Consider the following 24,681-nt stretch of genomic DNA (forward strand, 5'->3'; position numbering starts at 1 on the left):
GATTTTCGGTAACGTTCCCGATTTTTCATCCGCTGACACTGTGTGATACGGTAGCGTTTCTTCGGCAAGATTCATGTCCACGAGACTGCTACGGCAGATATAGAGGCAATTCAAAGAAACAGTAAATGGAGTTCGAAAATATATCTAAATTCAGAGAAGTAGGGTTGTTCGTGGTCGTCGCGCTGGTCTGGGGTGCGTCCTTTCCTGCGATAAACATCGGGCTCGAATCGCTGCCGCCGATCCTCTTCGCGGCGCTGCGCTACGATGTCGCGGCCGTGTTGGTGTTCGCGTTCGTCGCGATCAAGGGGTTGGCCTGGCGGCCGAGCACGATCGACGACTGGATACTGATCGGTCTCGGCGGGCTGTTGTTGATCGGGGCGCACTTCGCCTTCCTCTTCACCGGCCAGCAGTACGTCACCGGGGGGGTCGCGTCGATCGTCCTGAGCATCTCGCCGATCGTCACGCCGGTGTTCGCGCTCGCGGTCCTGCCGAACGAGCGGCTGGGCGTGACCGGCGTTCTGGGGCTTGCCTTCGGCCTGCTCGGGGTCGGGATCATCGCCCAGCCGAGCCCCGAGGCGCTGGCAGGCGGCCAGCTCTACGGGATCGTGCTGCTCATGCTGAGCGCGGCGAGCTTCGCGCTCGGGGCGGTGTTGACCGCACGGATGCGCACGACCCTCTCGCTGGTCTCGCTGCAGGCGTGGATGATGGCCGCCGGCGCGGTCTTCCTGCACGTCACGAGCGCGCTGCACCCCGGCGAGTCGCTCTCGGCGGCCAGCTGGACTCCCGAGGCGCTGGCGGCGATCGCGTTCCTCGCGGTGTTCGCGAGCGCGATCGGCTACCTCGCGTACTTCGACCTCCAGGAGCGCGTCGGCCCGATCGAGACCAGCCTCGTCAACTACGCGAGCCCCGTCGTCGCGACCGCGGCCGGCTGGGCGCTGCTGGGCGAGCCCGTCACCGAAGCCACCATCACGGGCTTCGCGGTGATCGCCTTCGGCTTCTGGCTCTGCAAGTGGTCGACGTTCACCTGGAAGCTCACCGGGCTCGCGGACCGCGTTCGCTTCCGGCGGGCGTTCCGCTCGCCCGACCGCGTGGTCGTCGGCAGCAACGTCTACTACCGCGACTGACCGGAACCGCCGGGACTATCCTCTCGCCGTTCGATCCGTAGCCATGGACACGGCGCTCGTCATCGGCGGGACGCGATTCATCGGCCGCCACGCGGTCAAGGAGCTGCTCGATCACGACTACGAGGTCACGACCTTCAACCGCGGCACCCACGCGAACCCCTTCGCCGACGTGGAGGGCGTCGATCGGGTCGAGGGCGACCGCACGGACGAGACCGCGCTGGAGGCGGCGGCCGTCTCGGTCGACCCCGACCTCGTGATCGACTGCGTGGCCTACCACCCCGAAGAGGTCCGGACCGCCACCGAACTCTTCGCCGACTCGCGGTACGTCTACGTCTCGAGCGGCTCCTCGTATGGCGCGGAACACGTCCCGAAACGCGAGGACGGGACTCCCTTGGAGCCCTGCAGCCCCGAGCAGGCGAGCGACGACTCGGCCGAAACGTACGGCGCGCGGAAGGCAGAGGGCGACCGCGCGGTCTTCGAGGCCGCGGAACGGGGCGTCGAGGCGATGGCGCTCCGGCCCTGCATCGTCTACGGCCCCCACGACTACACCGAGCGCCTCGACTACTGGATCGACCGGGTGCTGAACCACGACCGGGTCGTCGTCCCCGGCGACGGCCAGCACCTCTGGCACCGCGCGTACGTCGGGGACGTCGCGAGCGCGCTGCGTATCATCGGCGAGAAGGGGACCGCGGGCGAGGCCTACAACGTCGGCGACCGGCGGCTGCTCACGATCAGGGAGACCCTCGAAACGATCGCCGACGCCGCGGGAACGGAGGTCGAGGTCGTCGCAGCGGGCGAGCGCGAGCTCGCCGCGGGCGGGCTCTCCCCGACGGGGTTCCCGCTCTATCGCGACTACCCACACGTCCTCTCGACGGCGAAGCTCGCCGATCTGGGCTGGGAGTCGACGGGGGTGAAGGAAGCGATGGTCCGTACGGTCGAGGAACATCGGGAAAGCGACCGCGATGGGGCCGAGCACGACCCCGGCCGCGATGCCGAAAAGCGGGTGCTCGGCGTGCTCGATACGCTCTAGTTCTCGATCTCGCGCTCGGTCTCGGCCTCGACGAACAGCTCCTCGAACTCGCCCGGGAGCTGGTTGCGCATGTCCGAGAACTCCTCGCCGACGGCGTCCGCGAGCGTGCCGAGGACGGCCAGGATCCGCTCGTCGCGCTCCTCGAGGTCGGCGTCGACGTCGTCGTCGACGGCGATCCGCGCGGCGAACTCCTCGCGGGAGAACTCGGCGGGGTTACCGTGGTGATGGGTCAGGCTCTCGGCGATCGGTCGGGGCTGGCCGTCGGCCATGTCGCGGGCCTGGCCCTCGCTGATGCGCTCGCTGAGCGTCCGGAGGGTGGCGTGGGTGATCGAGAGCACCTCGTCCTCGCTTCCGAACTCGGCTCGCGACTCGACGCGGTCGTAGAACTCGGATTCGTCCATGTCGGAACACGGAGCCCCCGCACCGTCGGTCCCGTGCCTGAATCTGCAGGACCTTCAAGAGCAAACGGTTTGGCGGGCGGGCGTCTTCCCCAACCATGTTCGAGAAATCCAGCTGGATCCGCCTCCCGCGGAACGTACTGATCGGCCATGGCGTGCTCGATCGGGCCGTCGAGGCGATCGACGAGCTCCACCTGACGGGCCGCCCGCTGATCGTCACCAGCCCGACCCCTCGGGAGATCGCCGCCGGCCGCGTGATCGACCAGTTCGGGGATCGCGGGGTCGAGCCGGCGGTGGTCGTCGTCGAGGAGGCGAGCTTCGAGGCCGTCCAGGGGGTGATCGAGGCCGCCCGGAGCGAGGAGGCGGGCTACCTCATCGGGATCGGGGGCGGGAAGGCCATCGACATCGCGAAGATGGCGAGCGACGAGATCGGCTCGGGCTTCGTCTCGATACCTACTGCAGCGAGCCACGACGGGATCGTCTCCGGTCGGGGCTCCGTACCGGAGGGCGACACCCGCCACTCGGTGGCGGCCGACCCCCCGGTTGCCGTCATCGCCGACACGGCCGTGCTCGCGAACGCGCCCTGGGAGCTGACGACGGCGGGCTGTGCGGACATCATCTCGAACTACACCGCCGTGAAGGACTGGCGGCTCGCGAACCGCCTGCAGAACGTCGAGTACTCCGAGTACTCGGCGGCGCTCTCGGAGATGACCGCCGAGATGCTCGTGGGCAACGCCGACTCGATCAAGCGAGGGCTCGAGGAGTCCTCGTGGATCGTCGCGAAGGCGCTGGTCTCCTCGGGGGTCGCGATGTCGATCGCGGGCTCCTCGCGCCCGGCTTCGGGCGCCGAGCACCTCTTCAGCCACCAGCTCGACCGGATCGCACCCGGGAGAGCGCTCCACGGCCACCAGGTCGGCGTCGGCTCGATCATGGTCGAGTACCTCCACAGCGGCGAGAACGGCCGCTGGAGCGCGATCCGCGACGCGCTCGCGAGCATCGAGGCGCCGACGACGGCCGACGAGCTCGGACTCAACGAGGAGGAGGTGCTCGACGCGCTGACGAGCGCCCACGAGATCCGCGATCGCTACACCATTCTGGGCAACGGGATGAACGATCGGGCGGCCCGCGAGGCCGCGACCGTCACCGGCGTGATCTGAGTTAGCCCGCGCTTTTGCCCTTCTCCCCGTTCGCCTCGGTCTCGGCCTCCTCGGTGGGGAGCCAGCCGTCGTCGGCGTCGACCCGTCCCGCCAGAACGGCGTTGAGGATCGCGCCGAACAGCAGGATCAGCCCGCCGAGATAGAGCCAGGTGAGAACGAGGAGAACCGCGCCGGCGACGCCGTAGAGCGCGACGCTGTCGGAGGTCGCGGCGTAGACCCGGAAAAAGAGCGCCGAGAGGGTCCAGGCGACCGCCGAGAACGCCGCGCCGGGCATCGCCTCGCCGAGCGTGACCGACCGGCCGGGGAAGCGGTAGTACATCGGGAGGAAGGCGAGGAAGAACGCGCCGAACAGTAGGGGTACGCTGAGGACGGAGACGGCGACGCTGTCGACGACCAGGACGAGCGCGACCCCGACGCCCCCGAGCAGGGAAAGCGAGACGATCACGATGGCGAAGATCAGCAGCGAGTCGGTCACCTTCCGGAGGCCGGATCGCCGTTTCCGGGTGCCGTAGACCTCGCTGAAGGCCATGTTCACCGCCTGGAACATGGTCGCGGTGCTGTAGGCGAAGATGCCGGCGGCGATCAGCCCTGCGCGGGTGCGCCCGCCGCCGTCGTCGGTGACCTCCTCGATCACCGGCTCGATCTCGGCGGCGTGGAGCCCGGTGGCCGACTCGATGGCGTTCGCGGTGGTCTCGGGGTCGTAGGCGATCGAGACCCCGATCGCGAGCAGGAGGAGAAGGGGGATCAGCGAGTTGAACGCGTAGTAGCCCAGGCCGGCGGCCGTCACGGTCACCTGCTGTTTGCGACCGACCGCGACCGACGTCTTCAGCGCCCGGATCCATTCGCGTAGCTCCATCGGTCCTATCCACAGCGAGGGGAGGGGTAACCCCTTCGGATCGCTGCCGGGGCGAGCGACTATGACGGTGGCGGGCGAGTGCCCGATATGACCGACCGAGCGGACGGAGACGGCGATCGCGAGCGCAGGCTCGTCCCGGGCTGGGAGGGGCGCTACTACGAGGACTTCGCGGTCGGCGACGTCTACAAACACCCCTACGGGCGTACCGTCACCGAGACCGACAACGTCTGGTTCACCAACCTCACGATGAACGTCAACCCGATGCACTTCAACGAGGCCTACGCCGCCGAGACGGAGTTCGGCGAGCGCCTCGTCGACGGCACCTTCGTCATCGCCCTCGCGGTGGGGATGAGCGTCGTCGACGTCTCGATGAACGCCACCGCGAACCTCGGCTACGACTCCATCAGGCACCACGCGCCCGTCTACCACGGCGACACGATCTTCGCGGAAAGCGAGGTCCTGGAGAAACGCGAGAGCAGCTCTCGGGACCACGTCGGGATCGTCACGACCGAGCTCCGGGCGTACAACGAATCGGGCGAGAAGGTACTTTCCTTGGAGCGTACCCCAATGGTGCTCAAACGGGAGCACGCCGAGCCCTCCGCGGCGCAGCCGACCGGATGGCCCGAAGGAGTGGGAACCCAGCCCGAGGACTGCTGAGGCGACCGGATTCTCGGGCACTCCCTACCCGTCGGGAGCCGTCCGTAGCCCTCGGGTTCGACATTACAAACTTACTTGGCAGCGGGGACGCAGTTTACTCGCGGACATGGTGAATGATACACAGGCACACTCGATAGGGCGGCGTGAACTCCTCACGGGGCTTGCCGGGGTCGGGGCGCTCGGAGCGATGGGGCGGGCGTCAGCGAGCGGGACGGGACACGAGACGGTCACGCTGTTTCATGACACGCACTTCCACGGGCTGTTCGAGGACGACCACGCCGACATCGCGAGCTACTTCGGGCTGATCGACGAGCGCGCGAGGGCGGCCGAGAACCCGTTCGTCCTCGGCAACGGCGACGACATCGCCACGTCGCTCTACTCGTCGGTGTTCGAGGGCGAACACATGATCGACGCGCTGAACGCGAGCGGGCTCGACTACAACACCTACGGCAACCACGAGTTCGACCTCGGTCCCGAGGTGCTCGCAGAACGCGTCGCGGGAAGCGAGTTCCCCTGGGTGAGCGCGAACGTCGTCGACGAGCGCACCGGCGACGTCTTCGGCGCGGAACACGGCGCGGAGCGGTACGTCCTCCGGGAGGCCGGTGGCGTCACCCTCGGGTTCACGGGACTCTGTACCGAGGATACGCCCGACGTGAGCTCGCCCGGCGAGCACGTCGCCTTCCTTGATCCCGCCGAGGCGATGGAGTCGCTCACCACCGAGATGTGCAGGGCGGGCGCGGACGTGATCGTCGTGCTGTCGCATTTGGCCAGCCCCGTCGCCGAGGAGGTCGCGGCCGCGGTCGACGACATCGACGTGATGGTCGGTGACCACTACTCGGAGGTCTACGACGAGCCCGCGGAGATCAACGACGCGATCCTCTCCTTCGTCGGCGACGAGTTCGAGTTCGTCGGTGAGATCGAGCTCGCGGTCAACGACGGCGAAGTGGCCGACTACGAGTTCACGATGCACACGGTCGCGGAGGCCGATGTGGAGCCGCTGTCCGCGGTCACCGAGGTCGTCGAGCGCTACGAGGCCGAGCTCGACGAGGAGCTCGACGTCGAGATCGGCGAGACGACCGTCGAGCTCGACGTCCGCCGCGAGACGATCCGCTACGGCGAGTCGAACGTCGGCAACTACGTCGCCGACGTGAAGCGCGAGGAGACGGGCGCGGACGTCGGGCTGATGAACGGCGGCGGGCTTCGCTCCGATCAGGTCTACGGGCCCGGCCCCATCACCCGCCGAACGGTGGTCGACGTCCTTCCGTTCCCGAACGAACTCGTCACGATCGATGTCGACGGCGAGAGCCTGCGCGCGGCGCTCGAACACGGCGTGAGCGAGCCCGGCCACGGCAGGTTCCCGCAGGTCAGCGGGATGAGCTTCGCCTACGACCCGGACGCACCCGCCGGCGAGCGGGTCGGGGAGGTCGAAGTCAACGGCGAGGCGCTCGATCCCGACGGGACCTACGAGCTCGCGACCAACGACTTCGTCGCGGGGGGCGGCGACGGCTACGAGATGTTCGAAGGACTCGCCGACGGGCCCGGCGAGGGGCCGCTGCTCTCGACGGTCGTGATCGACGCGATCGAGGCCGAAGGGACCATCTCGCCCGAGGTAGAGGGACGGATCGAGCTGCTCTAGACGTACTCCTCGAGGAACTCCGCGATCCGCGTGTAGGCCTCGATCCGGTTCTCCAGCTTGGTGAAGCCGTGGCCCTCGTCGGGGAAGATCAGCGTCTCGACGGGGACGTGCTCGCTCGCCTCCGCCGCGATCTGTTCTGCCTCCCCCACCGGAACGCGGGGGTCGTTCTCGCCGTGGAGCACGAACAGCGGGGCCTCGATCGAGTCGATGTTGTTGATCGGCGAGACCGATTCGAGGAACTCCCGGTCGTGCTCCAAGGAACCGTACTCGGCCTCGCGGAGCTCGCGGCGCCACTCGCCGGTGTTCTCGAGGAACGTCACGAAGTTCGCGATGCCGACGATGTCGATCCCCGCCGCCCACAGCTCGGGGTACTCGGTCAGGCTCGCGAGCACCATGAACCCGCCGTACGAACCCCCGAACGCGACGACCCTGTCGGGATCGATTTCCGACTGAGCGTGCAGCCACTCGACACCGGCCTTGATGTCCGCGACGCTGTCCATGCGTTTCTCGACGTCGTCGAGATGGGTGTACTCGCGGCCGTAGCCCGATGACCCGCGGACGTTGGGCTCGAAGTAGGCGTAGCCCCGATCGAGGAAGTACTGCTTGACCGGGCTGAAGGAGGGCCGCCGTTGGCTCTCGGGCCCGCCGTGGATGTCGACGATGACGGGTGCCCCCTCCGCGGGCGTCTCGGCGGGCAGCGAGAGGAAGGCGGGGATCTCCCGATCATCGAACGACTCGAAGCGCACGAGCTCCGAGGGGGCGAAGCACTCGCGCGGAATGCCGCCGGTGGCGGCGTCCGTCCAGCGCTCGGCCTCGCCGGTCTCGCACTCGACGACGTGGACGTTCGTGTTGTGCGTGTCGCCGGTCGTGCTCACCGCGAAGCGATCTGCCGTGGAGTCGAAGCTCACGCCGCCGGCGACCCCCTCGGGCAGGTCGGGCGCGGGGAACTCCTGGATCCCGTTTCCGGAGAGCTCCCCCGCGGTGAGCTCGGTGTAGCCGTCGACGTTGCGCGAGTAGACGACCCGAGCGCTCTCCTCGTCGACCGCGACCCCGTCGACGTTCCACCCTCCCCCCTCTTCGACGACCGCGAGCTCGCCCGTCTCGGGGTCCAGACGCGCGAGATAGAGCGTGTCGCTGTCGCGGTCGGTCACGAGGTAGATCCCGCCGTCGGGCCCCCAGCTCGTGCTCTGGAACCGGACCGGACCCTCGTGGGGCGTCAGGTGGGTCAGCTCGCCGGTCTCGAGCTCGAGGGCGTAGACGTCCTGGTCGAAGCTCGAGTGCGACTCGGTGACGATCAGGCGCTCGTCGTCGGGGCTCCACCCGCCGACGGTGAGCCAGCCCTCGCCCTCGAAGACTAGCGTGGCCTCCTCGCCGCGCTCGTCGCGGCCCTGGACGTAGACGTCGAAGACCGACTCGTCGCGGCGGTTCGAGGCGAAGGCGAATCGCTCGCCGTCCGAGGACCAGCCGCCGAACCTGTGCTTTGCGCTCGGTTCGTCGGTCAGCGGGTCGATCGTGCCATCGTCGCCGAGCAGGAAGAGCTGCTGGCGTTCGTCGCCGCCCTCGTCCATCCCGAAGAGGAGTTCGGGGCGTTCCGGGGAGTAGGAGGCGAAGGTGACGCGTTCGTCGTCAAAGGTGTGCTGTTCGGGCCACGCTCGCGGGGCGTCGATCGACCAGACCTGCGGGACGCCCGTCGTGTTCATCAGGAACGAGAGGCGCTCGCCGTCGGGACCGAACGAGGCGCCGTAGGCGCTTCGGACGTTGAGGTAGCGTTCGAACTCGTATGCCATGTGGCGGCCTGTCGCCGGATTCGCATAGGGGTTCGGGTCGCGGAACCCCGGCCGAGGCGTTTATTACCTGTCAGTCTAATATGTAGTGCATGAAACAACACCTCCACGACCATCCGGGGGTTCACGACGCGCTGTACGCCCGGAAGCCCTACGCGGAGGAGGTGGGGTTCGCCCTCGAGCGGGCCCCCGCGGCCGACCGGGCGCTCGTCGTGGGCTGTCGGACCGGCGAGCACGTCCGGCGGTTCGAGGCCGCGGGCGTGGAGGCCGTCGGCGTCGACCCGTATCCGGCGCTGATCGAGCACGCGCGCGAACGGTCGGATTCGACGTTTCACGTCGGTGGGCTGCCGGAGCTGCCGGTCGACGGGGCGTTCGACCTCGTGCTCGCGCCCTTCATGACGGTGAACCGCCTCGCGGCCGACGAGCTGGAGCCGGCACTGGCGGCGCTCGCGGACCGCGCGGGCGAGGACGGGACCCTGGTCCTCGATACGGGCGAGTACCCCGACATGGAGTCGCCGACGCTCCGGACCGCGAGCGGAATCGAAACGGGAGAGGAGGAGAAAGAGGGGGCCGCTGGGAGCGGCTGTGCGCTGTTCGAGCAGTTCCGTCGCTCGGACGGCCGGGAGGTGCGCGTGGAGTCGGTCGTCCTTCACGGGGAGTCGTGGTTCGCCGACGGCCACGAGCTGGTCGAGTTCGAGAACGACGAGATCGGGACCCGGCTTGCCGACCTGGGGTTCGTCGTCAAGCGCGAGGACTGGCTCCCCGACCCGACGACGACGGCCGAGTCCTCGGTGTTCGTCGCCAGCCGGTAGATCGGGAGGGGGATCGCGGGCCGGCGACGGCCGCGCTCACTCGGGGGCGGGGGTCGCCGACGTGTTGCTCAGATAGACCGCCGAGAGGATCAGCGTCGCGATCAGGAAGTCGAGGCCGTGTTCGACGAGGTGGTGGATCGTCATCGGGACGTAGCCGAAGACCGTCCCCAGCCCGATGAGCGTCCGGAAGACGAGCGCGCCGAGCGCGACCGTCACCAGCAGGTAGCGGGTCGTCGGCCGTCGGGCGAGGACGACGAGGCTGATCAGGAACAGCGCGACGGTGCCGAGCGCCGCGAGCAGGATGACGGCGAGCAGGAGCGGCGTGTGCTCGGCCGAGGGCCACTGACCCGCCTGTAGCGCGATACCGGTCGGCTCCATGGAGACTCGACGGACGTTCGACGGGTGCCGACAAATCCGTTGCGCTCGGGGCCGTTTCGCGCGACCTATGTCGACCGAGGGCGAAGCGACGACGACGACCGCAATGAGGAGCAACGATACCCGGCAGCGGATCCGCGATCACGTCCGCGCCAGCCCGGGGATCCACTTCAACGCGCTGGTCCGGGACTCGGAGTTCGCGCCCGGCCAGGTCCAGTACCACGTCCGGCGGCTGCTGAAGGCCGGAGCGGTGACCGAGGAACGGCTCTACGGCCGAACCCATTACTACCCGCCCGACCACGACCCCTGGGAACGCCGGACGCTCGCGCTCGCCCGACGCGAGACCGCCCGCGAGCTGCTCGTCCACCTGCTCGAACACGAGGGGGCGAGGCCCGCGGACGTCGCCGACGCGCTCGGGATCGCCCGCAGCACGCTGGAGTGGCATCTCGGCCGATTGGCCGAACAGGGGATCGTCCACAAGGAGCGCGACGGGCGCGAACGGGTGACGCTTCGCGTCTCGCATCCCGACCGGACCGCCAGACTGCTGGCCGAGACCACCGACTCGCTGCCCGATCGGTTCGCCGACCGGTTCATGCGGCTTGTCGACGACCTGTTCGAGGAGTAGCTTTCGACGCCCGTACCAGAACGGGGAGGGTGACGCAGGGGTAATGAAGGACGATGGGACGACGACGCGTTCGGGGGTCGGCGTGAGCCGGGCGGACCCACGGTGGGTCCGGGTCGCACTGATCGGGCTGGTGTTGTGTGCGCTGCTCGCAAGCGCCCCGCTCGCCGGCGCGCACGCCTATCTGAACGAGAGCGAGCCGGGCAACGGCGAGGCGGTCGAGGAGGTTCCCGAGGAGGTGGGCCTCTCCTTCTCCGGCGACGGCGTCCAGATCGCCGAAGTGAGCGTCACCGGGCCCGACGGGGAGGACGTGAGCGGCCCCGCCCATGTGGACCCCGACGACCCCCGGCTCGTGGCCGCCCCGATCGAGGAGGCCGGTGAGGGCGAGAGAGAGGGGATCTACGTCGTCGAGTGGGAGGTGCTCGCCGACGACGGCCACACCACCTCGGGGACGTTCCTCTTCTCGGTCGGCGACGGGCCGCCGGACCGCGAGCAGGTGATCGGGCTCCACGAGGACGACGAGGAGGGCGTCTCCGGGATCGAGGCGGCCGCCAACGGGCTGGTCCTGCTCTCGTTGATCGGGCTCGTCGGCGTCCCCGTCAGCCTCTGGATCGCGATCTACCCGCTCGCGGGGCGGTTCGGCGCCCCCCTCGGACGCGCCGAGGAGCGCGCGCGGACGGTGCTGCTCGCGTCGGGGGCGGCCATGCTCGCGGGCGTCGTCGGGCTGGGGCTCGCACGCAGCGCGTCGATCGCCCCCTCGCTTTCGTCGAGCGCCGTCGGGCGGTTCCTCGGGACCTCGCTGGGAGCGCTCTGGATCGCCCAGCTCGTGGTCGCCGGGGCGGTCGTCGGCGTTCTCCTAGTAGCTCGGCGCCGGCCCCTCGCGCGGCGCTACTGGCTCGGCGGTGCGGTCGCGGGCGGACTCGCCGTCCAGCTCTCGGTGAGTGCGACGAGCCACTCGGCGAGCCTGATCGACCGGTTCCAGGGGACGGCGACGGACTTCGCGCACATCGGCGGGGCCGCGCTCTGGGTCGGCGGGCTGCCCGCCCTCGGGCTCGTCCTGCCGGCCGTCCTGCGGCGCGCCGAGGCAGAGCGCGCGGTCGCGGCCGCCGCGATCCGGCGCTTCTCGGTCGTGGTGCTGACGGGGGTGACGCTCGCGGTGACGACCGGGCTCGTGCTCGCGGCGTGGCACGCGCCCGACCCCGAGGGGCTGTGGACCACCCTCTACGGGACCCTCCTCTCGGCGAAGACGCTGCTGGTCGTCCTGGCGCTGGGCCTCGGCGGGCTCACGCGGGCCGTCCTGTTGCGCCGCCTCGAGGACGGGCGGGCCGACGTCGGGAGCGTCGTCCGCGCGGTGCGGATCGAGGGCGGCGTCCTGCTGGCCGTCGTGCTGGTCTCGGGGCTGCTCACCGCCGCGCCGACGGCCGCCGTCGCCGGGGCCGACGGGCCGAGCGAGGCGACGGCCGAGAGCGGGAACGTCGAGCTCACCGTGTTGCCCGCCGAGGACGGCGGGAGCGCCCTGTTGGTCGACGAGGACGAACCGATCGTCCTCGACGCGCGGTTCCTCGCTGACGGCGAGCCCGTCCCCGCGGAGGAGCCGACGCTGCTGTTGCGAAACGACCAGTCCGACGTCACGCTCACGACCGATCTGGAGGAGACCGAGGGGGGCGTCTACTCGACGGTCGAGACCCTGCCCGCGGTCGGCAGCTGGGAGGTCCGGGTCTCGGGCCAGGTCGATGACGGCTACGAGAGCGAGTGGTTCCGGCTGTTCAACGTGCCCGACCACCCCGCCCACGACGACCACGCGAGCGAGGGGACGGCCTTCGCCGCCTGGCTGCGGATCGGCGCGCTCGCGACCGGCCTGCTCGGGACGCTCGCGGTCCTGATCGAGACGGCCCGGTTCGAACAGTGATTGGTTTCGACGACCGTACCATAACCCACACTAATACAGGGTGGGAAGTACGGGTATGGACACGATCAGGCGGAGGCGGTTCGTGCAGGTCGCCGGCGGCGGGCTCGTGGTCGCGCTCGCGGGCTGTACCGACGGCGACGCGGAAGGCGAGGACGACCACGGCGATCACGACGGGCAGGACGAGGACGAGGGGGACGAGGAGGGTGACGAACCCGGAAGCGAGGGGCTGCTCTACGCGTTCGCGCCCGAGACGACCGCGCTGATCGACCCCGAGGCGGGCGAGGTCGTCGACGAGCTCGACGCGGGCGGCGAGTGGGGCGACCCGCGGATCACGCGCGGCGGTTCGCGGATCCTCGTCAACGAGGGGACGGCGGCACAGGTCGTCGTGATCGACACCGAGGCCCGCAAGGTGGCGAGCGAGGTCGACGTCGGACCCGACCCGACGCATATCTACAACCCCGTCGAGGGGGAGGTTTGGAGCCATTCTGACGCCGAGGGCGCGTTCTACGTCATCGATACCGAGGAACTGGAGGTGGTCGACGTCGTCGAGGCCGGGCTGGAGAGCGAGGGCCACGGCAAGCTCCTCTCGCATCCCGACCTCGACTCAAAGGCTTACGCGATGAACGTCAACGACGCCGCCGGGCTCGTGATCGACCTCGAGGCACGCGAGCGCGTCGAGGAGTTCCTCCTGGAGGGCGAGGGCGGCACCCACTACAAGGCCTACGCGCCCGAGTCGGGGCTCGCGTACTTCCAGCGCGCCGGCGAGCCGGACGGGACCGACGTGATCGACACCGCGACCGACGAGGTCGTCGATCGCCTCGAGCTCTCGGGCGGGATGTACCTCAGTCCCGACGAGGAGCTGCTCGGCCTGCTCGACGAGGAGGGCGTCCACTTCATCGACGCGACCAGCGAGGAGAGCGAGATCGTCGCGTCGATCGAGCTCGAGGGCGAGCCCGGCGCGCTCCGATACCACGAGGGCGACGACGGGCGCTACGGCTTCACGACGAACACCACGACCCCGGACGTCTCGGTGCTCGACCTGGAGGGCTTCGAGGAAGTCGAGCGGATCGAGACGGGCGAGACGGAGGGCGAGTACCGCGCGGGCGTCGCGAGCGGGGGCTACTTCGCCACGACCGCCGACGCGGACGGGACGGTGGCGATCGTCGACATGGACGCCCGGGAGCTGGCCGCCGAGGTCGAGGTGAGCGAGGGCGTCGACACGCTGCAGTTCGTCGGGGGTGAGGGGACCTCGGGCGTCGGCTACACCGGGCAGTAACGGGTCGAGAACGCGAAAAGTCGAAGAGGATCGGGGCGGCGCTCGTCTACTGGCCGTCGCCGGTCTCGATCGGGGTGCGGATCATGCTGCCCCATTCGGTCCACGAGCCGTCGTAGTTGCTGACGTCCTCGAAGCCCAGCAGCTCGCGCAGCGCGAACCACTCGATCGAGGAGCGCTCGCCGACGCGGCAGTAGGCGATGGTCGACTCCTCGCCGTCGACGCCGGCCTCGGCGTAGATCTCGCGCAGCTCGTCGCTACTCTTGAACGTGCCGTCCTCGTTCAGGATGGTCGCGATGGGAACGTTCGACGCGCCGGGGATGTGGCCCGCGCGCTGGGCCGTCTCGTTGAGCCCCTCGGGCGCGATGACCTCGCCGCTGAACTCCTCGGGCGAGCGAACGTCGACCATCGGGAGCCCCTGCTCGATCGCGGTGTCGACGTCGTCCCGGTACGCGCGGATCGACTCGAAGGGACCGCGGGCGTCGTACTCCTGGGCGTCGAACTCGGGCACCTCGTCGGTCAGCGGGTAGTCGTTGTCGACCCAGTAGCCCTTGCCGCCGTCGAGCACCTTCGCGTCCTCGTGGCCGTAGTATTTGGCCTGCCAGTAGGCGAAGAGCGCGAACCAGTTGGGGACCCGGCCGCCGCCGTAGAACACTATCGTACTGTCCTCGGTGATGCCCGCCTCGCCCATCGTCTCCTCGAAGGCGTCCTTCGAGAGGATGTCGCGGGTCTGCTGGTTAGTGAAGTCCTCCTCCCAGTCGAAGAAGATCGCGCCGGGCGCGTGGCCCTCCTCGTAGGACGTGTACTCCGAGTCCGTCGTGACCGTCGGGTTGTTCACTTCGAGCAACCGGTAGTCGGGGTCGTCGCTCTGGAACTCCTCCAGGTGGTCCTCGACCCAGTCGGCGTCGACGAGCACGTCGGTATCGTAGTCTGACATACGGTTCGACGTACGGCCCCCACACTATCGGGCCTTGTGGCGTCGGCCGGATACGTCGGTTCCCCCTGGAAGAGGCAATCGTCTCCGCTACCGATCGCCGTCGGCGGCCTCGACCGCCCGGACCGCGGCGACGTTCTCGGGGACGTCGTGGACCCGGACGACGTCCGCGCCCCGCTCGGCGGCGATGGTCGTTCCGGCAACAGTTGCCGCCGTCCGGTTCCCGGAGCCGCGGCCGACCCGTCCGAACATGGATTTGTGGGAGTGGCCGATCAGCACGGGACAGCCGAGCGCGTGGAACTCGTCGGTCCGCCCGAGGACCTCGAAGCTCTCGGCGGCGCTCTTCGCGAAGCCGATCCCGGGATCGACGACGATCTTCTCGCGATCCAGCCCGGCCTTCTCGGCCAGCAACACCCGTTCGGCGAGGTCGGCGATCACGTCCTCGACGACGTCGTCGTACTCGACCTCCCGATCGGGGTCGACCGGCGTGTCGAGGCTGTGCATCACGATCAGCGGGACGTCGTACTCGGCGGCGACGAACCGCATCTCGGGGTCCTCGAGACCCGAGACGTCGTTCAGGATATCTGCGCCCGCTTCGAGGGCCGCCCGCGCGACCGCAGCCTTGCGGGTGTCGACGGAGATCATCGCGTCGAGGTCGCTGATCCGCTCGATCACCGGGGCGATACGGTCGATCTCCTCCTCCGCGGGGACCACCTCCGCGCCCGGTCGCGTGCTCTCGCCGCCGACGTCGATGATGTCGGCGCCGTTTTCGGCCATTCGCTCCGCCCGGGCGACCGCGTCCTCGACTCGCTCGTAGCGCCCGCCGTCGTGGAAGCTATCGGGCGTGACGTTGAGGATCCCCATTACTGCCGTTCGTTCCTCCCACGGATACCCGTGGGAGGCGGGTTCGACGCCGATATCGAGGGCCTCTCGGACGTCCCGGGCGACGATCGACAGCCCGTAGGGCTGCTCCGCCAGCTTCTCACAGAGGCGTTTGAACTGCGCGAGCGTGCCCATGAGGACGACGTCGATGTTCTCGTCGTCCTGGTCGTTGAGCCCCGAGAGCGCACACTCCCCGCCGAGCGAGAGCATCTCCTCCTTGAGGTACTGGGCCTGGCGGCGCTGGACGCGCGTCTTGACCACGCGGTGGACGGCCTTCCCCCGCATCCGCCAGACGCCCGGCCCGGTGACGTGGGTCCCTTCGAGGGTCTCCCGGGCGTCGTCGAGGTCCCGAACGCGCTTGGTGATCTCCGCGCGCGTCCAGCGCTCGCGGGCCTCCGCGACGGCGAACAGCGAGCCGGTCACCAGCACGCAGTCGTCGGGCCCCGCCTCCGAGAGCGCCCGCGAGAGTGCCCCCGAGACCGCCCCCCGGGTTTTCACGTCCGCGACGCCGCGGTTCTCGTAGACGCGCGCGAGCACCTCACGGTCCTCCGCGCGATCCAGATCGGGCTGGGTACAGACGACGTGGTCGGGGTCGGGAAGCGCAGCGGCCATTCCGCCGTGGTCCTTCTCGTGCATCGCGCCGACCACCAGGAAGAGGTCGTCGTACTCGAACTCCGCGAGGGTCTCCGCGAGCGCCTCGCAGGCCCCGGGGTTGTGCGCGCCGTCGAGGACGGTGAGAGGATCCGTGTCCATCACCTCGAAGCGCCCCGGCCAGTGGGCGTTTCGCAGGCCCGTCGCCTGTTCGGCTTCCGAGACGTCCGCCACCTGTCGGGCGAGCGCCGCCGCGACGCCCGCGTTCCGCGCCTGATACTCGCCCAGAAGCGGGAGCCGCGCCTCGACGCCCCAGTCGGGCCCCGAGATCGACACGGCGCTCTCGACGTGGTTCGTCCGCCCGCCGTACTCGGCACGCACGTCGCCCTCCGAACCGACCGTGAGGACGTCGCTGGCCTGCTCGCGAACGGCCGCGAGCGCCTCGCCCTCGGCGGCGGTGACCAGAGCCCCCTCGCGAGGCGCGACGTGGGCCTTGTCGCGGGCGATCTCCTCGATGGTGTCGCCCAGGATCCCGGTGTGTTCGAGGGTGACGCTCGTGACCGCGCTGGCGACTGGATCGACGACGCTGGTGGCGTCGTATCGCCCGCCGATCCCGACCTCCAGTATCGCGACGTCGACCTCCCGGCGGCCGAACTCCCACAGCGCCATCGTGGTCATCACCTCGAAGAACGTGGGGGCCTGCCCCTCGGCCGCGCGCTCGACGATCCGGGGTTTGACCCGCTCGACGAACTCGGTGAGGGCGGCCTTCGTGATCGGTCGGCCGTCGACGGTGATCCGCTCGCGCACGTCGTCGAAATGTGGCGAGGTGTAGAGGCCGACGGTGAGCCCGGCCTCCCGGAGGACCGACTCGGTCATCCTCGCCGTGCTGCCCTTGCCGTTGGAGCCGGCGACCTGGACGTATCGGGGGCCCTCGTGGGGGTCATCGAGGGCGGCCAGGAGGTCTGCCGTCGACTCCGTGCCGGGCTTCGGACGGAAGCGCCGCAGATCGAAGAGGAAGTTCGCGGCGTCGTGAAACTCCATGTAGGAGGGAAAAACGGGGCGTGCTTAGGACTGTCGGAGGGCGCTATTCGAACGTCTCGCCGGGTCGAACCGTCCCGCGTTCGAGTACCTCCGAGCCCTCTCCATGCCGGCGCGCGTTCTCGACGTAGCGGTCGGCAGCGGCCGCGAACCCGGCGTCGTCGAGCTCCTTGACCGGCTCGGCGGGCGCGCCCGCGACGAGGGTCCGGGCGGGCACCACGGTCCCCTCGGTAACGGTGCTGTTGGCCGCGACGATCGCCTCCTCGCCGATAGTCGCGTCGTCGAGCACGATCGCTCCCATCCCGACCATGCTTCGCTCGCCCGTCTCGGCCGCGTGGACGATCGCGTTGTGGCCGACGGTGGTGTGAGAACCGAGTTCGCATTCCTCGTGGAGGGTCGCGTTGTCCTGGACGTTCGCACCCTCGCGCAGGGTGATGGTTCCGTGATCGCCCCGCAGCACCGCACCGGGCCAGACGCTGGCCTCTTCTTCGAGCACCACATCGCCGATCACGACCGCGCTCTCGTCGACGTACGCCGACTCCGCGATCTCCGGGACCGTCCCCTCGAAGGACCTGATCATGTCCGTCGGGTCGTGGCTGGAGCCGATAAACGTTCGTGCGCCGGTCGGGTCCCGTATCACACTTAGGTGGCCTGCAGGTGATTGATGTTCGCTTATGACTCGTACGGGCAACGGGGGAAGTATGAGCGAACCGGAACCCGACGAGGGGCTCGACGACGAGACCGACTCCCGGGACCGAACGGAGGAGGGGGAGCCGGGGACGAGCGACGACGCTGACGGGGTCGACGAGGACAGCAAACACGACCAGCTCGACGAGGTCCGCGAGAACCCGGAGGGCGAACAGCTGACGACCGACCACGGCGTCAAGGTAAGCGACACCGACAGCTCCCTGAAGGCCGGCAAACGGGGTCCGACGATCATGGAGGACTTCCACTTCCGGGAGAAGATGACCCAGTTCGACCACGAGTCGATCCCCGAACGGGTCGTCCACGCCCGCGGGACGGGCGCACACGGCTACTATCAGCCCTACGAGGATCCGGACCTCGGCGACGAGTACGACGACCTCGAGGAGCTGACGAAGGCGAAGGTGCTGACCGATTCCGACCAGAAGACGCCCGTATTTACGCGGTTCTCGACGGTCGTCGGCTCGCGGGGCTCCTCGGACACCGTGCGGGACGTCCGCGGGTTCGCGACGAAGTTCTACACCGAGGAGGGCAACTGGGACCTCGTGGGGAACAACATGCCTCCGTTCTTCATCCAGGACGCGATGAAGTTCCCCGACCTGGTTCACGCGATCAAGCCCGAACCCGACGACGGGATGCCCCAGGCCTCGGCGGCCCACGACACGTTCTGGGACTTCGCCTCGCTGAAACCCGAGATCTCGCACATGATCATGTGGGTGCTCTCGGGGCGGGCGCTGCCGCGAGCCTACCGGATGATGCAGGGCTTCGGCGTCCACACCTTCCGGCTGGTCAACGAGGACGGCGAGTCGGTGTTCGTCAAGTTCCACTGGACGCCCAAGCTCGGCACCCACCAGCTCGTCTGGGACGAGACGACGAAGCTCTGGGGCAAGGACTCGGATTTCAACCGCAAGGGTCTCTACGACGTCATCGAGGAAGGGTACGACCCCGAGTGGGAGCTGGGCATCCAGGTCTTCGACGAGGAGCAAGCCGAGGAGTTCGACTTCGACGTCCTCGACCCGACGAAGATCGTCCCCGAGACCGAGGTCCCGGTCCGGCCGATCGGGAAACTGGTCCTGAACGAGACGCCCGACAACTTCTTCGCCGAAACGGAGCAGGTCGCGTTCCACCCCGGGAACGTCGTCCCCGGGATCGACTTCTCGAACGACCCGCTGCTTCAGGGTCGGCTCTTTTCCTACCAGGACACCCAGCTCAACCGCTTCGGGAGCGCCAACTGGGACGAGATCCCGATCAACCGCCCGATCGCCGAGCGTCACAACAACCAGCGCGCCGGCTTCATGCGCCAGGAGATCAACGAGGGGAAGGTCTCGTACAAACCCAACTCGATCGGCGACGACGACCCCCAGGAGGCGCCCGCCGAGGAGGGCGGCTACGAGCACTTCGCCGAGAAGATCGACGGGAAGAAGATCCGCGAGCGAAGCGACAGCTTCGAGGACCACTTCACGCAGGCGCGGCTGTTCTGGAACTCCATGTCCGAGCCGGAGAAACAGAACATCGTCGACGCCGCCCACTTCGAGCTCGGGAAGGTCGAGCGCATGGAGATCCGCGAGCGGATGGTCTACGACCTGTTCAACAACGTCGACCACGAGTTCGCAAAGCGCGTCGCCGAGGGGATCGGCGTCGAGCCCCCCGAGGAGCCCGGCGACGAGATGCCGACCCACGACCGGGAGGACCCCTCCCTCAGCATGGAGAACCGGACCCCGGACACGATCGAGACCCGCAAGATCGCGATGCTGATCGACGACGGGTTCGACGACGAGCACGTCTCGAAACTCCGGTCGGCGCTCGAGGAGGAGGGCGCCCGGGTCAAGGTCGTCTCGAAGGTGCTCGGCGAGAAGTCCGGCGCCGACGGCGGGACGGTCGAGCCCGACAAACACCACGTCGCGGCGGCCTCGGTCTCGTTCGACGCGGTCGTGATCCCCGGCGGCGAGGAGAGCGTCGAGACGATGCGCGGCCAGGGCGATCCGAAGCACTTCGTCGCCGAGGCGTTCAAACACTACAAGCCGATTGCCGCGCTCGGCGAGGGGACGGCGCTGTTCGAGGACGTCGACCTGCCCGACACCGAGATCGCCGACGAGGGCGAGCTCGTATCGGACGCGGGGGTCGTCACCTGTCGGAGCGACGATCTCGAGGCGTTCGCCGAGGAGTTCGTCGACGCCATCGCCCAGCACCGCCACTGGGAGCGCGACCCCGAGGAAGTGCCCGCATAGCGGGTCGACCGTGCCGGCGGACCCGTCGCAGGTGATCCGGCTCAGTCGTGGCGGAACGCGCGGCTCCCGGTGAAGACCATCGCCATGTCGTGTTCGTCCGCGGCCTCGATCACGTCCTCGTCGTTCACGCTCCCGCCGGGCTGGATCACCGCCTCGATGCCGGCCTCGGCGGCCTCCGTGATCCCGTCCGGGAACGGGAAGAACGCGTCCGAGGCCATCACGGCTCCTTTCGAATCTTTCCCCTCGGCGTGCTCCTCGGCCTTCATCGCCGCGAGCCGGACGGCATCGACCCGGCTGACCTGCCCCATCCCGACGCCGACCGTCTCGGTACCGTCGGCGAACAGGATCGCGTTCGACTTGACGTGCTTGATGGTGTGCCAGGCGAACAGCAGCGATTCGAACTCCTCCTCGCTCGGCTCGCGCTCGGTGACGACCTCCAGGTCCCCGCGCGCAAGGTGCTGGTCGTCGGCCTCCTGAACTAGCCGCCCGCCCGCGAGCTTCTTCTCCCGGAGCGGGGGTTCCAGATCGCCGAAGGGTCCCGTATCGAGCACCCGGAGGTTCTCCTTTTCCCGGAGGACCGAAAGCGCGTCGTCGGTGTAGTCGGGCGCGACGACGACCTCCTTGAACGAGTCGACGATCGCGGTCGCCGTGGGCTCGTCACACGCGCGGTTCAGCGCGACGATCCCCCCGAAGGCGCTCATCGGGTCCGTCGAGAGCGCGCGGTCGTAGGCCTTTTCGATAGTGTCGGCCGTGGCGCATCCGGCGGGGTTGGTGTGTTTGATCACCGCCGCGGCGGGCTCGTCGAACTCCTTGACCAGTCCGAGCGCCGCGTCGGCGTCGTTGTAGTTGTTGTAGGAGAGCGCCTTCGCGTCCTCGTTCAGTTGTTCCGCGTGGACCACCGTCGCGCGCTCTTCGGTTTCGTCGCTGTAGAGCGCCGCGTCCTGATGGGGGTTCTCGCCGTAGCGAAGCGCCGTCGAGCGGTCCTCGCCGGTGAGGCGACGGGCTGGGAACTCCTCGTCCTCGTCGCCCTCGATCCGGACCTCGTCGCCCTCCACTTCGACCTTCCCCTCGGCGACCCACCGCACCGCCCGCGGATACGCGCGAAACTCCGCGTCGTGGAGCACGCGCTCCTTCAGGCTCGCCGCGTCGTCGTCCTCGTAGACCGGGACGGGCTCCTGGGTGACGATCGGCCCGGCGTCGACCTCCTCGGTGGCGATATGCACCGTGCAGCCCGTGACCCGCGCGCCCGCCTCGAGCACCTGCTCGTGGGCGTCGGTTCCCGGAAACGACGGGAGCAGGCTCGGATGGACGTTCAGCGTCAGGGGCGCGCTCCCGAGGAACTCGTCGGTCAGTACGCGCATGTAGCCGTCGAGACAGACCAGGTCGAGGTCGTAGCCCTCGAGGGCCTCGAGGATCCGCCGTTCGTGTTCGATCCGGGCCTCGCTCTCCTCCCGTTCGACGACCGCCGTGGGGATCCCGCGGTCCTCGGCCTTGTCCAGCACGGGCGCGTCGGCGTGGTTCGACAGCACCACCGCGAGCTCCGCCCCGCCGGGCGCGCCGTCGGCGATCCGCATGAGGTTCCTGCCGCGATTGCTCGCCAGCCCTGCGACCTGTGTCATGTCCCAAGGGGCGACCGCGAGTTCAAAAACCGTTGCGATCCAACGAAGGAGGGTATGCGTATTCGTGGATATACTACCCACAACTGGGAACCAAGAACGGGTATTCTATGCACGGTAATGGGCTGACACCGACACGGTTTTGCCGCGGGCGTCGGTAGCCCGGCGTATGGACGACGACCAGCGTTCGGACCCCCTCTACGCCGTCTCGCCGCTCGACGGCCGGTACGCGGGACGGACCGCGCCGCTCGCGCCCTACGCGAGCGAGGCCGCGCTCATGCGTGCCCGCGTTCGCGTCGAGGTCGAGTACCTCATCGCGCTCGCGGACCTCGAGGCCACCCCGCTCTCGATCGACGAGGGGGGACGCGCGGCGCTCCGCGAGAGCTACCGGGAGTTCGATGCGGAGGACGCCCGGCTGATCAAGCGCATCGAGACGGAGGGCTACGGCGAGTACAGTGCCACCAACCACGACGTGAAGGCGATCGAGTACTTCGTGCGCGAGCGCCTTCCCGACGGCGTCGGGGAGCAGTGGATCCACTTCGGGCTCACGAGCGAGGACGTGAACAACCTCGCACACCGGCTGTTGGTCGGACCCGCGATCGAGGAGGTGCTCGTTCCCGCGCTCCGGGAGGTCCGCGATTCGCTCGTCGATCTCGCCCGCGAGAACCGGGACGTGCCGATGCTCGCGCGGACCCATGGCCAGCCCGCGACGCCGACGACCTTCGGCAAGGAGATGGCCGTCTACGCCGCGCGGATAGGGAGATCGCTGGGACGAATCGAGGGCGCCACAGACGGACTTTCGGGCAAGCTCGCGGGCGCTTCGGGCACCTACGCCGCTCATACCGTTGCGTACCCCGACGTCGACTGGCGGGGCTTCTCCGAGGAGTTCGTCGAGGGGCTCGGCCTCGAACACACGTCCCTCACCACGCAGGTCAACCCGTGTGACGACCTCGCCGAACTCTTCGACGCGCTCAGGGGCGCCAACAACGTCCTGCTGGACCTCGACCGGGACATGTGGCTCTACGTCTCGGACCGGTATCTCGGCCAGCGCGCCGTCGAGGGGGAGACAGGCTCCTCGACGATGCCCCACAAAGTCAACCCGATCGACTTCGAGAACAGCGAGGGCAACCTCTCGAAGGCCAACTCCGACCTGACGTTTCTCGCCGACTACGTCACCACCTCGCGGCTGCAACGGGACCTCTCCGATTCGACCGTAAAGCGCAACATCGGCGCGGCGCTCTCCCACTGTCTGATTGGCTACGGGAAGTGCGAGACCGGGCTCTCGAAGGTGACGCCCAACGAGGCGGTCATGCGCGAGGAGCTCGAGGAGAACCCCGAGGTGATCGGCGAAGCAGTGCAAACGGTCCTCAGGCGCGAGGGCCACACAGACGCCTACGAGCGGGTAAAGGAGCTCACGCGGGGGCGGCGGACCTCCCTCGACGATTTCAAGGCGCTCTTTCGGGAGCTCGACGTCGACGAACGGACCCGTGAACAGTTGCTGGCACTGACGCCCGCGAGCTACACCGGAACGGCCGACGAGCTGGTCGAGGACCTCGGTCGATAGAACAGGCAGAAAAACCCGCGTGAGCGACGCACTGGATCCGAACGGTGCGTTCTCCGTCACGCCACGCCTCCGAGAGCAGCTTCGACGCATGCGTTTTAGCTTCCTATCTAGTAAAATTACTTAATTTATATTAGTAAGCTAGAAATGTATTCCAAAAGGAATAGTATGGCGTGAGTAGGAAGGTACAGTATGGATCGCAGACAGTTCATCGGGCGATCGGCGGCAGTAGCCTGTTCGGGCGTCGCGCTCGCGGGGTGTACGGGCGAGGAGGGTTCGGAGGGGGTCGAAGGTACGGAGGGCGAGTCCGGCGGTCCCGCCGACGACGGGGCTGAAGAGGAGCAGGGATCCGAGCCCGAACCGGAGGGTGGCGACGGGGAACCCTTCTATCACTACGATCTCGACGTCCACGAGGAGCGGGCGAACGGGCAGCCGGTGTGGATCGACCGGGACGAGCGGCTGTACGGACGCGACGGCCTCGACGTGATCGTCAGCGACGACTGGTGGGAGACGACGGAGATCCTCTACTCCTTCGGGGACGAAGAAGGGCGAGTCGAGACGGTGATCGTCCCCGACAGCGGGAACGTCATCGTCGCGGTCGGGGGGCGGGATGACGTCGGCGGGAGGGTCTACCGACTCGCCGACGACCTCGACGACCACGAGCTGCTCTACCAGTTCGATTACGGCCGCGTCTCCAACAGTATGGGCCACGCCGTCCACGAGGACGTCGTCGTGATCTCCTGTTACGGGATGTCGGATTTCGAGAACGACCGGCATCCGAACGAGGTGATCCTCTCGACGGACGGCGGCGGGAGCTTCGAGCAGGTGCTCGAGGTGCCGCTCGAAACCGAGGACGCGGCGAACCACCACGTCCACGACGTCGAGTACGACCCGTATGCCGAGCGGATCTGGGTCGCCCACGGCGATCACGGCAACTCACAGCTCTTCTGGAGCGACGACCACGGGGATTCGTGGGAGGAGATCGACGAACAGGGGGCGATCACGATGGTCACGCAGGTCGCCGCCTTCGAGGACTGCGTCGTGCTCGGGACGGACGGAACGCCCGAAGGGATCATGCGATGGGAGCGGGAGTCTCCGGAGGACACGCCCGACCGAGCGAGCGACTTCGAGCGGGTGCACGTCCAGATCCAGCTCGATCCCGATGACGACACGATGGAGGTCTACGCCCGCCGGCGCTGGCACGTCCGAGAGGACGACGGCCGGGAGCTCTGTCTGATGCCCTTCGGCTACTCGCCGATGCACGACACCGCCGAGGACTCCGTCCTCCTGGCGAGCGTCGACGGCGACGAGTGGTACGAGCTGCTTCGAACCGAGACGCGAGACATCCTGCTCACGAACGTCATGGGCCCGCTCTCGATGGACGGCGACCTGCGGACGCTCGTCTCCGACAGCAACCAGGGCGATGGCCACCAGTTCGACGCGACGATCCCGAGGTTCTGGGACTGACGGCGAGAAGGGGCGTTCGGGTTCCCGCC

Annotated in this window: 20 protein-coding genes; 12 read left to right on the forward strand and 8 right to left on the reverse strand. The window is 68.5% G+C overall.

What is annotated here, in order from left to right; all coding sequences use genetic code 11:
• Positions 1 to 125 precede the first annotated feature (125 nt).
• Together WOA58_RS06790 and WOA58_RS06795 are read left to right on the forward strand one after the other, a co-directional pair.
• A complete protein-coding gene (locus WOA58_RS06790; RefSeq protein WP_340603426.1) occupies positions 126 to 1,124 on the forward strand; it encodes a DMT family transporter in 999 nt (332 codons plus the stop codon).
• Positions 1,125 to 1,167: 43 nt separating this feature from the next.
• Positions 1,168 to 2,154, forward strand: coding sequence for an NAD-dependent epimerase/dehydratase family protein (locus WOA58_RS06795; protein ID WP_340603427.1), 987 nt, complete (start codon positions 1,168 to 1,170; stop codon positions 2,152 to 2,154).
• Here WOA58_RS06795 and WOA58_RS06800 read toward each other — a convergent pair.
• Positions 2,151 to 2,555, reverse strand: a complete 405-nt coding sequence (locus WOA58_RS06800; RefSeq protein WP_340603428.1) for a DUF2267 domain-containing protein — start codon at positions 2,553 to 2,555, stop codon at positions 2,151 to 2,153. The two genes, WOA58_RS06795 and WOA58_RS06800, sit on opposite strands and share 4 nt — an antisense overlap.
• Before the next feature lie 95 nt (positions 2,556 to 2,650).
• Between WOA58_RS06800 and WOA58_RS06805 the strand changes: the two genes are divergently transcribed.
• Entirely contained in the window at positions 2,651 to 3,709 is a 1,059-nt protein-coding gene (locus tag WOA58_RS06805) for an NAD(P)-dependent glycerol-1-phosphate dehydrogenase (protein WP_340603429.1), read from the forward strand.
• Between the two features lies 1 nt (position 3,710).
• On the opposite strand, the gene WOA58_RS06810 is transcribed toward WOA58_RS06805, so the two are convergent.
• A complete protein-coding gene (locus WOA58_RS06810) occupies positions 3,711 to 4,565 on the reverse strand; it encodes a YihY/virulence factor BrkB family protein (RefSeq protein WP_340603430.1) in 855 nt (284 codons plus the stop codon).
• A gap of 87 nt (positions 4,566 to 4,652) precedes the next feature.
• Here WOA58_RS06810 and WOA58_RS06815 point away from each other — a divergent pair, with 87 nt between their 5' ends.
• Together WOA58_RS06815 and WOA58_RS06820 are read left to right on the forward strand one after the other, a co-directional pair.
• Positions 4,653 to 5,222 carry a MaoC family dehydratase gene (locus WOA58_RS06815; RefSeq protein WP_340603431.1) on the forward strand — a complete coding sequence of 190 codons (570 nt, stop codon included), beginning with the start codon at positions 4,653 to 4,655 and terminating at the stop codon, positions 5,220 to 5,222.
• Between the two features lie 106 nt (positions 5,223 to 5,328).
• A complete protein-coding gene (locus WOA58_RS06820) occupies positions 5,329 to 6,858 on the forward strand; it encodes a bifunctional metallophosphatase/5'-nucleotidase (RefSeq protein ID WP_340603432.1) in 1,530 nt (509 codons plus the stop codon).
• On the opposite strand, the gene WOA58_RS06825 is transcribed toward WOA58_RS06820, so the two are convergent.
• Positions 6,855 to 8,645: a S9 family peptidase gene (locus WOA58_RS06825; protein WP_340603433.1), complete on the reverse strand. Its 1,791-nt coding sequence runs from the start codon at positions 8,643 to 8,645 to the stop codon at positions 6,855 to 6,857. The two genes, WOA58_RS06820 and WOA58_RS06825, sit on opposite strands and share 4 nt — an antisense overlap.
• A gap of 89 nt (positions 8,646 to 8,734) precedes the next feature.
• On the opposite strand from WOA58_RS06825, the gene WOA58_RS06830 reads away from it, so the two are divergent.
• Complete coding sequence (locus WOA58_RS06830) at positions 8,735 to 9,454, forward strand: class I SAM-dependent methyltransferase (RefSeq protein WP_340603434.1); 720 nt, start codon at positions 8,735 to 8,737, stop codon at positions 9,452 to 9,454.
• Between the two features lie 36 nt (positions 9,455 to 9,490).
• On the opposite strand, the gene WOA58_RS06835 is transcribed toward WOA58_RS06830, so the two are convergent.
• The gene (locus WOA58_RS06835; protein ID WP_340603435.1) at positions 9,491 to 9,832 is read right to left on the reverse strand and encodes a DUF7471 family protein; all 342 of its coding nucleotides are present in this window, start codon (positions 9,830 to 9,832) and stop codon (positions 9,491 to 9,493) included.
• 103 nt (positions 9,833 to 9,935) lie between these two features.
• On the opposite strand from WOA58_RS06835, the gene WOA58_RS06840 reads away from it, so the two are divergent.
• Genes WOA58_RS06840 through WOA58_RS06850 form a run of 3 tightly spaced genes read left to right on the forward strand, consistent with a single transcriptional unit; the run spans position 9,936 to position 13,636 of the window.
• On the forward strand, positions 9,936 to 10,454 hold the full coding sequence (locus WOA58_RS06840; RefSeq protein WP_340603436.1) for a winged helix-turn-helix transcriptional regulator: 519 nt from the start codon (positions 9,936 to 9,938) through the stop codon (positions 10,452 to 10,454).
• Between the two features lie 43 nt (positions 10,455 to 10,497).
• Positions 10,498 to 12,360 carry a copper resistance CopC/CopD family protein gene (locus tag WOA58_RS06845; protein ID WP_340603437.1) on the forward strand — a complete coding sequence of 621 codons (1,863 nt, stop codon included), beginning with the start codon at positions 10,498 to 10,500 and terminating at the stop codon, positions 12,358 to 12,360.
• A gap of 55 nt (positions 12,361 to 12,415) precedes the next feature.
• Positions 12,416 to 13,636: a YncE family protein gene (locus WOA58_RS06850; RefSeq protein WP_340603438.1), complete on the forward strand. Its 1,221-nt coding sequence runs from the start codon at positions 12,416 to 12,418 to the stop codon at positions 13,634 to 13,636.
• Between the two features lie 46 nt (positions 13,637 to 13,682).
• Here the strand turns inward: WOA58_RS06850 and WOA58_RS06855 are convergent, their stop codons facing one another.
• From WOA58_RS06855 to WOA58_RS06865, 3 genes are all read right to left on the reverse strand, one after another.
• Positions 13,683 to 14,570: a sulfurtransferase gene (locus WOA58_RS06855; RefSeq protein WP_340603439.1), complete on the reverse strand. Its 888-nt coding sequence runs from the start codon at positions 14,568 to 14,570 to the stop codon at positions 13,683 to 13,685.
• 87 nt (positions 14,571 to 14,657) lie between these two features.
• Complete coding sequence (gene folP, locus WOA58_RS06860) at positions 14,658 to 17,081, reverse strand: dihydropteroate synthase (RefSeq protein ID WP_340603440.1); 2,424 nt, start codon at positions 17,079 to 17,081, stop codon at positions 14,658 to 14,660.
• 43 nt (positions 17,082 to 17,124) lie between these two features.
• On the reverse strand, positions 17,125 to 17,658 hold the full coding sequence (locus WOA58_RS06865; RefSeq protein ID WP_340603441.1) for a gamma carbonic anhydrase family protein: 534 nt from the start codon (positions 17,656 to 17,658) through the stop codon (positions 17,125 to 17,127).
• A gap of 121 nt (positions 17,659 to 17,779) precedes the next feature.
• On the opposite strand from WOA58_RS06865, the gene WOA58_RS06870 reads away from it, so the two are divergent.
• Entirely contained in the window at positions 17,780 to 20,008 is a 2,229-nt protein-coding gene (locus tag WOA58_RS06870) for a catalase (protein WP_340603442.1), read from the forward strand.
• 41 nt (positions 20,009 to 20,049) lie between these two features.
• On the opposite strand, the gene purH is transcribed toward WOA58_RS06870, so the two are convergent.
• Complete coding sequence (gene purH, locus WOA58_RS06875; RefSeq protein WP_340603443.1) at positions 20,050 to 21,627, reverse strand: bifunctional phosphoribosylaminoimidazolecarboxamide formyltransferase/IMP cyclohydrolase; 1,578 nt, start codon at positions 21,625 to 21,627, stop codon at positions 20,050 to 20,052.
• A 166-nt stretch (positions 21,628 to 21,793) separates the two neighbouring features.
• Here purH and purB point away from each other — a divergent pair, with 166 nt between their 5' ends.
• Together purB and WOA58_RS06885 are read left to right on the forward strand one after the other, a co-directional pair.
• On the forward strand, positions 21,794 to 23,188 hold the full coding sequence (purB, locus tag WOA58_RS06880) for an adenylosuccinate lyase (protein WP_340603444.1): 1,395 nt from the start codon (positions 21,794 to 21,796) through the stop codon (positions 23,186 to 23,188).
• Positions 23,189 to 23,377: 189 nt separating this feature from the next.
• Positions 23,378 to 24,652, forward strand: a complete 1,275-nt coding sequence (locus WOA58_RS06885) for a beta propeller repeat protein (protein WP_340603445.1) — start codon at positions 23,378 to 23,380, stop codon at positions 24,650 to 24,652.
• Positions 24,653 to 24,681: the final 29 nt, after the last annotated feature.

Source organism: Halalkalicoccus tibetensis (assembly GCF_037996645.1).
Lineage (GTDB): Archaea > Halobacteriota > Halobacteria > Halobacteriales > Halalkalicoccaceae > Halalkalicoccus > Halalkalicoccus tibetensis.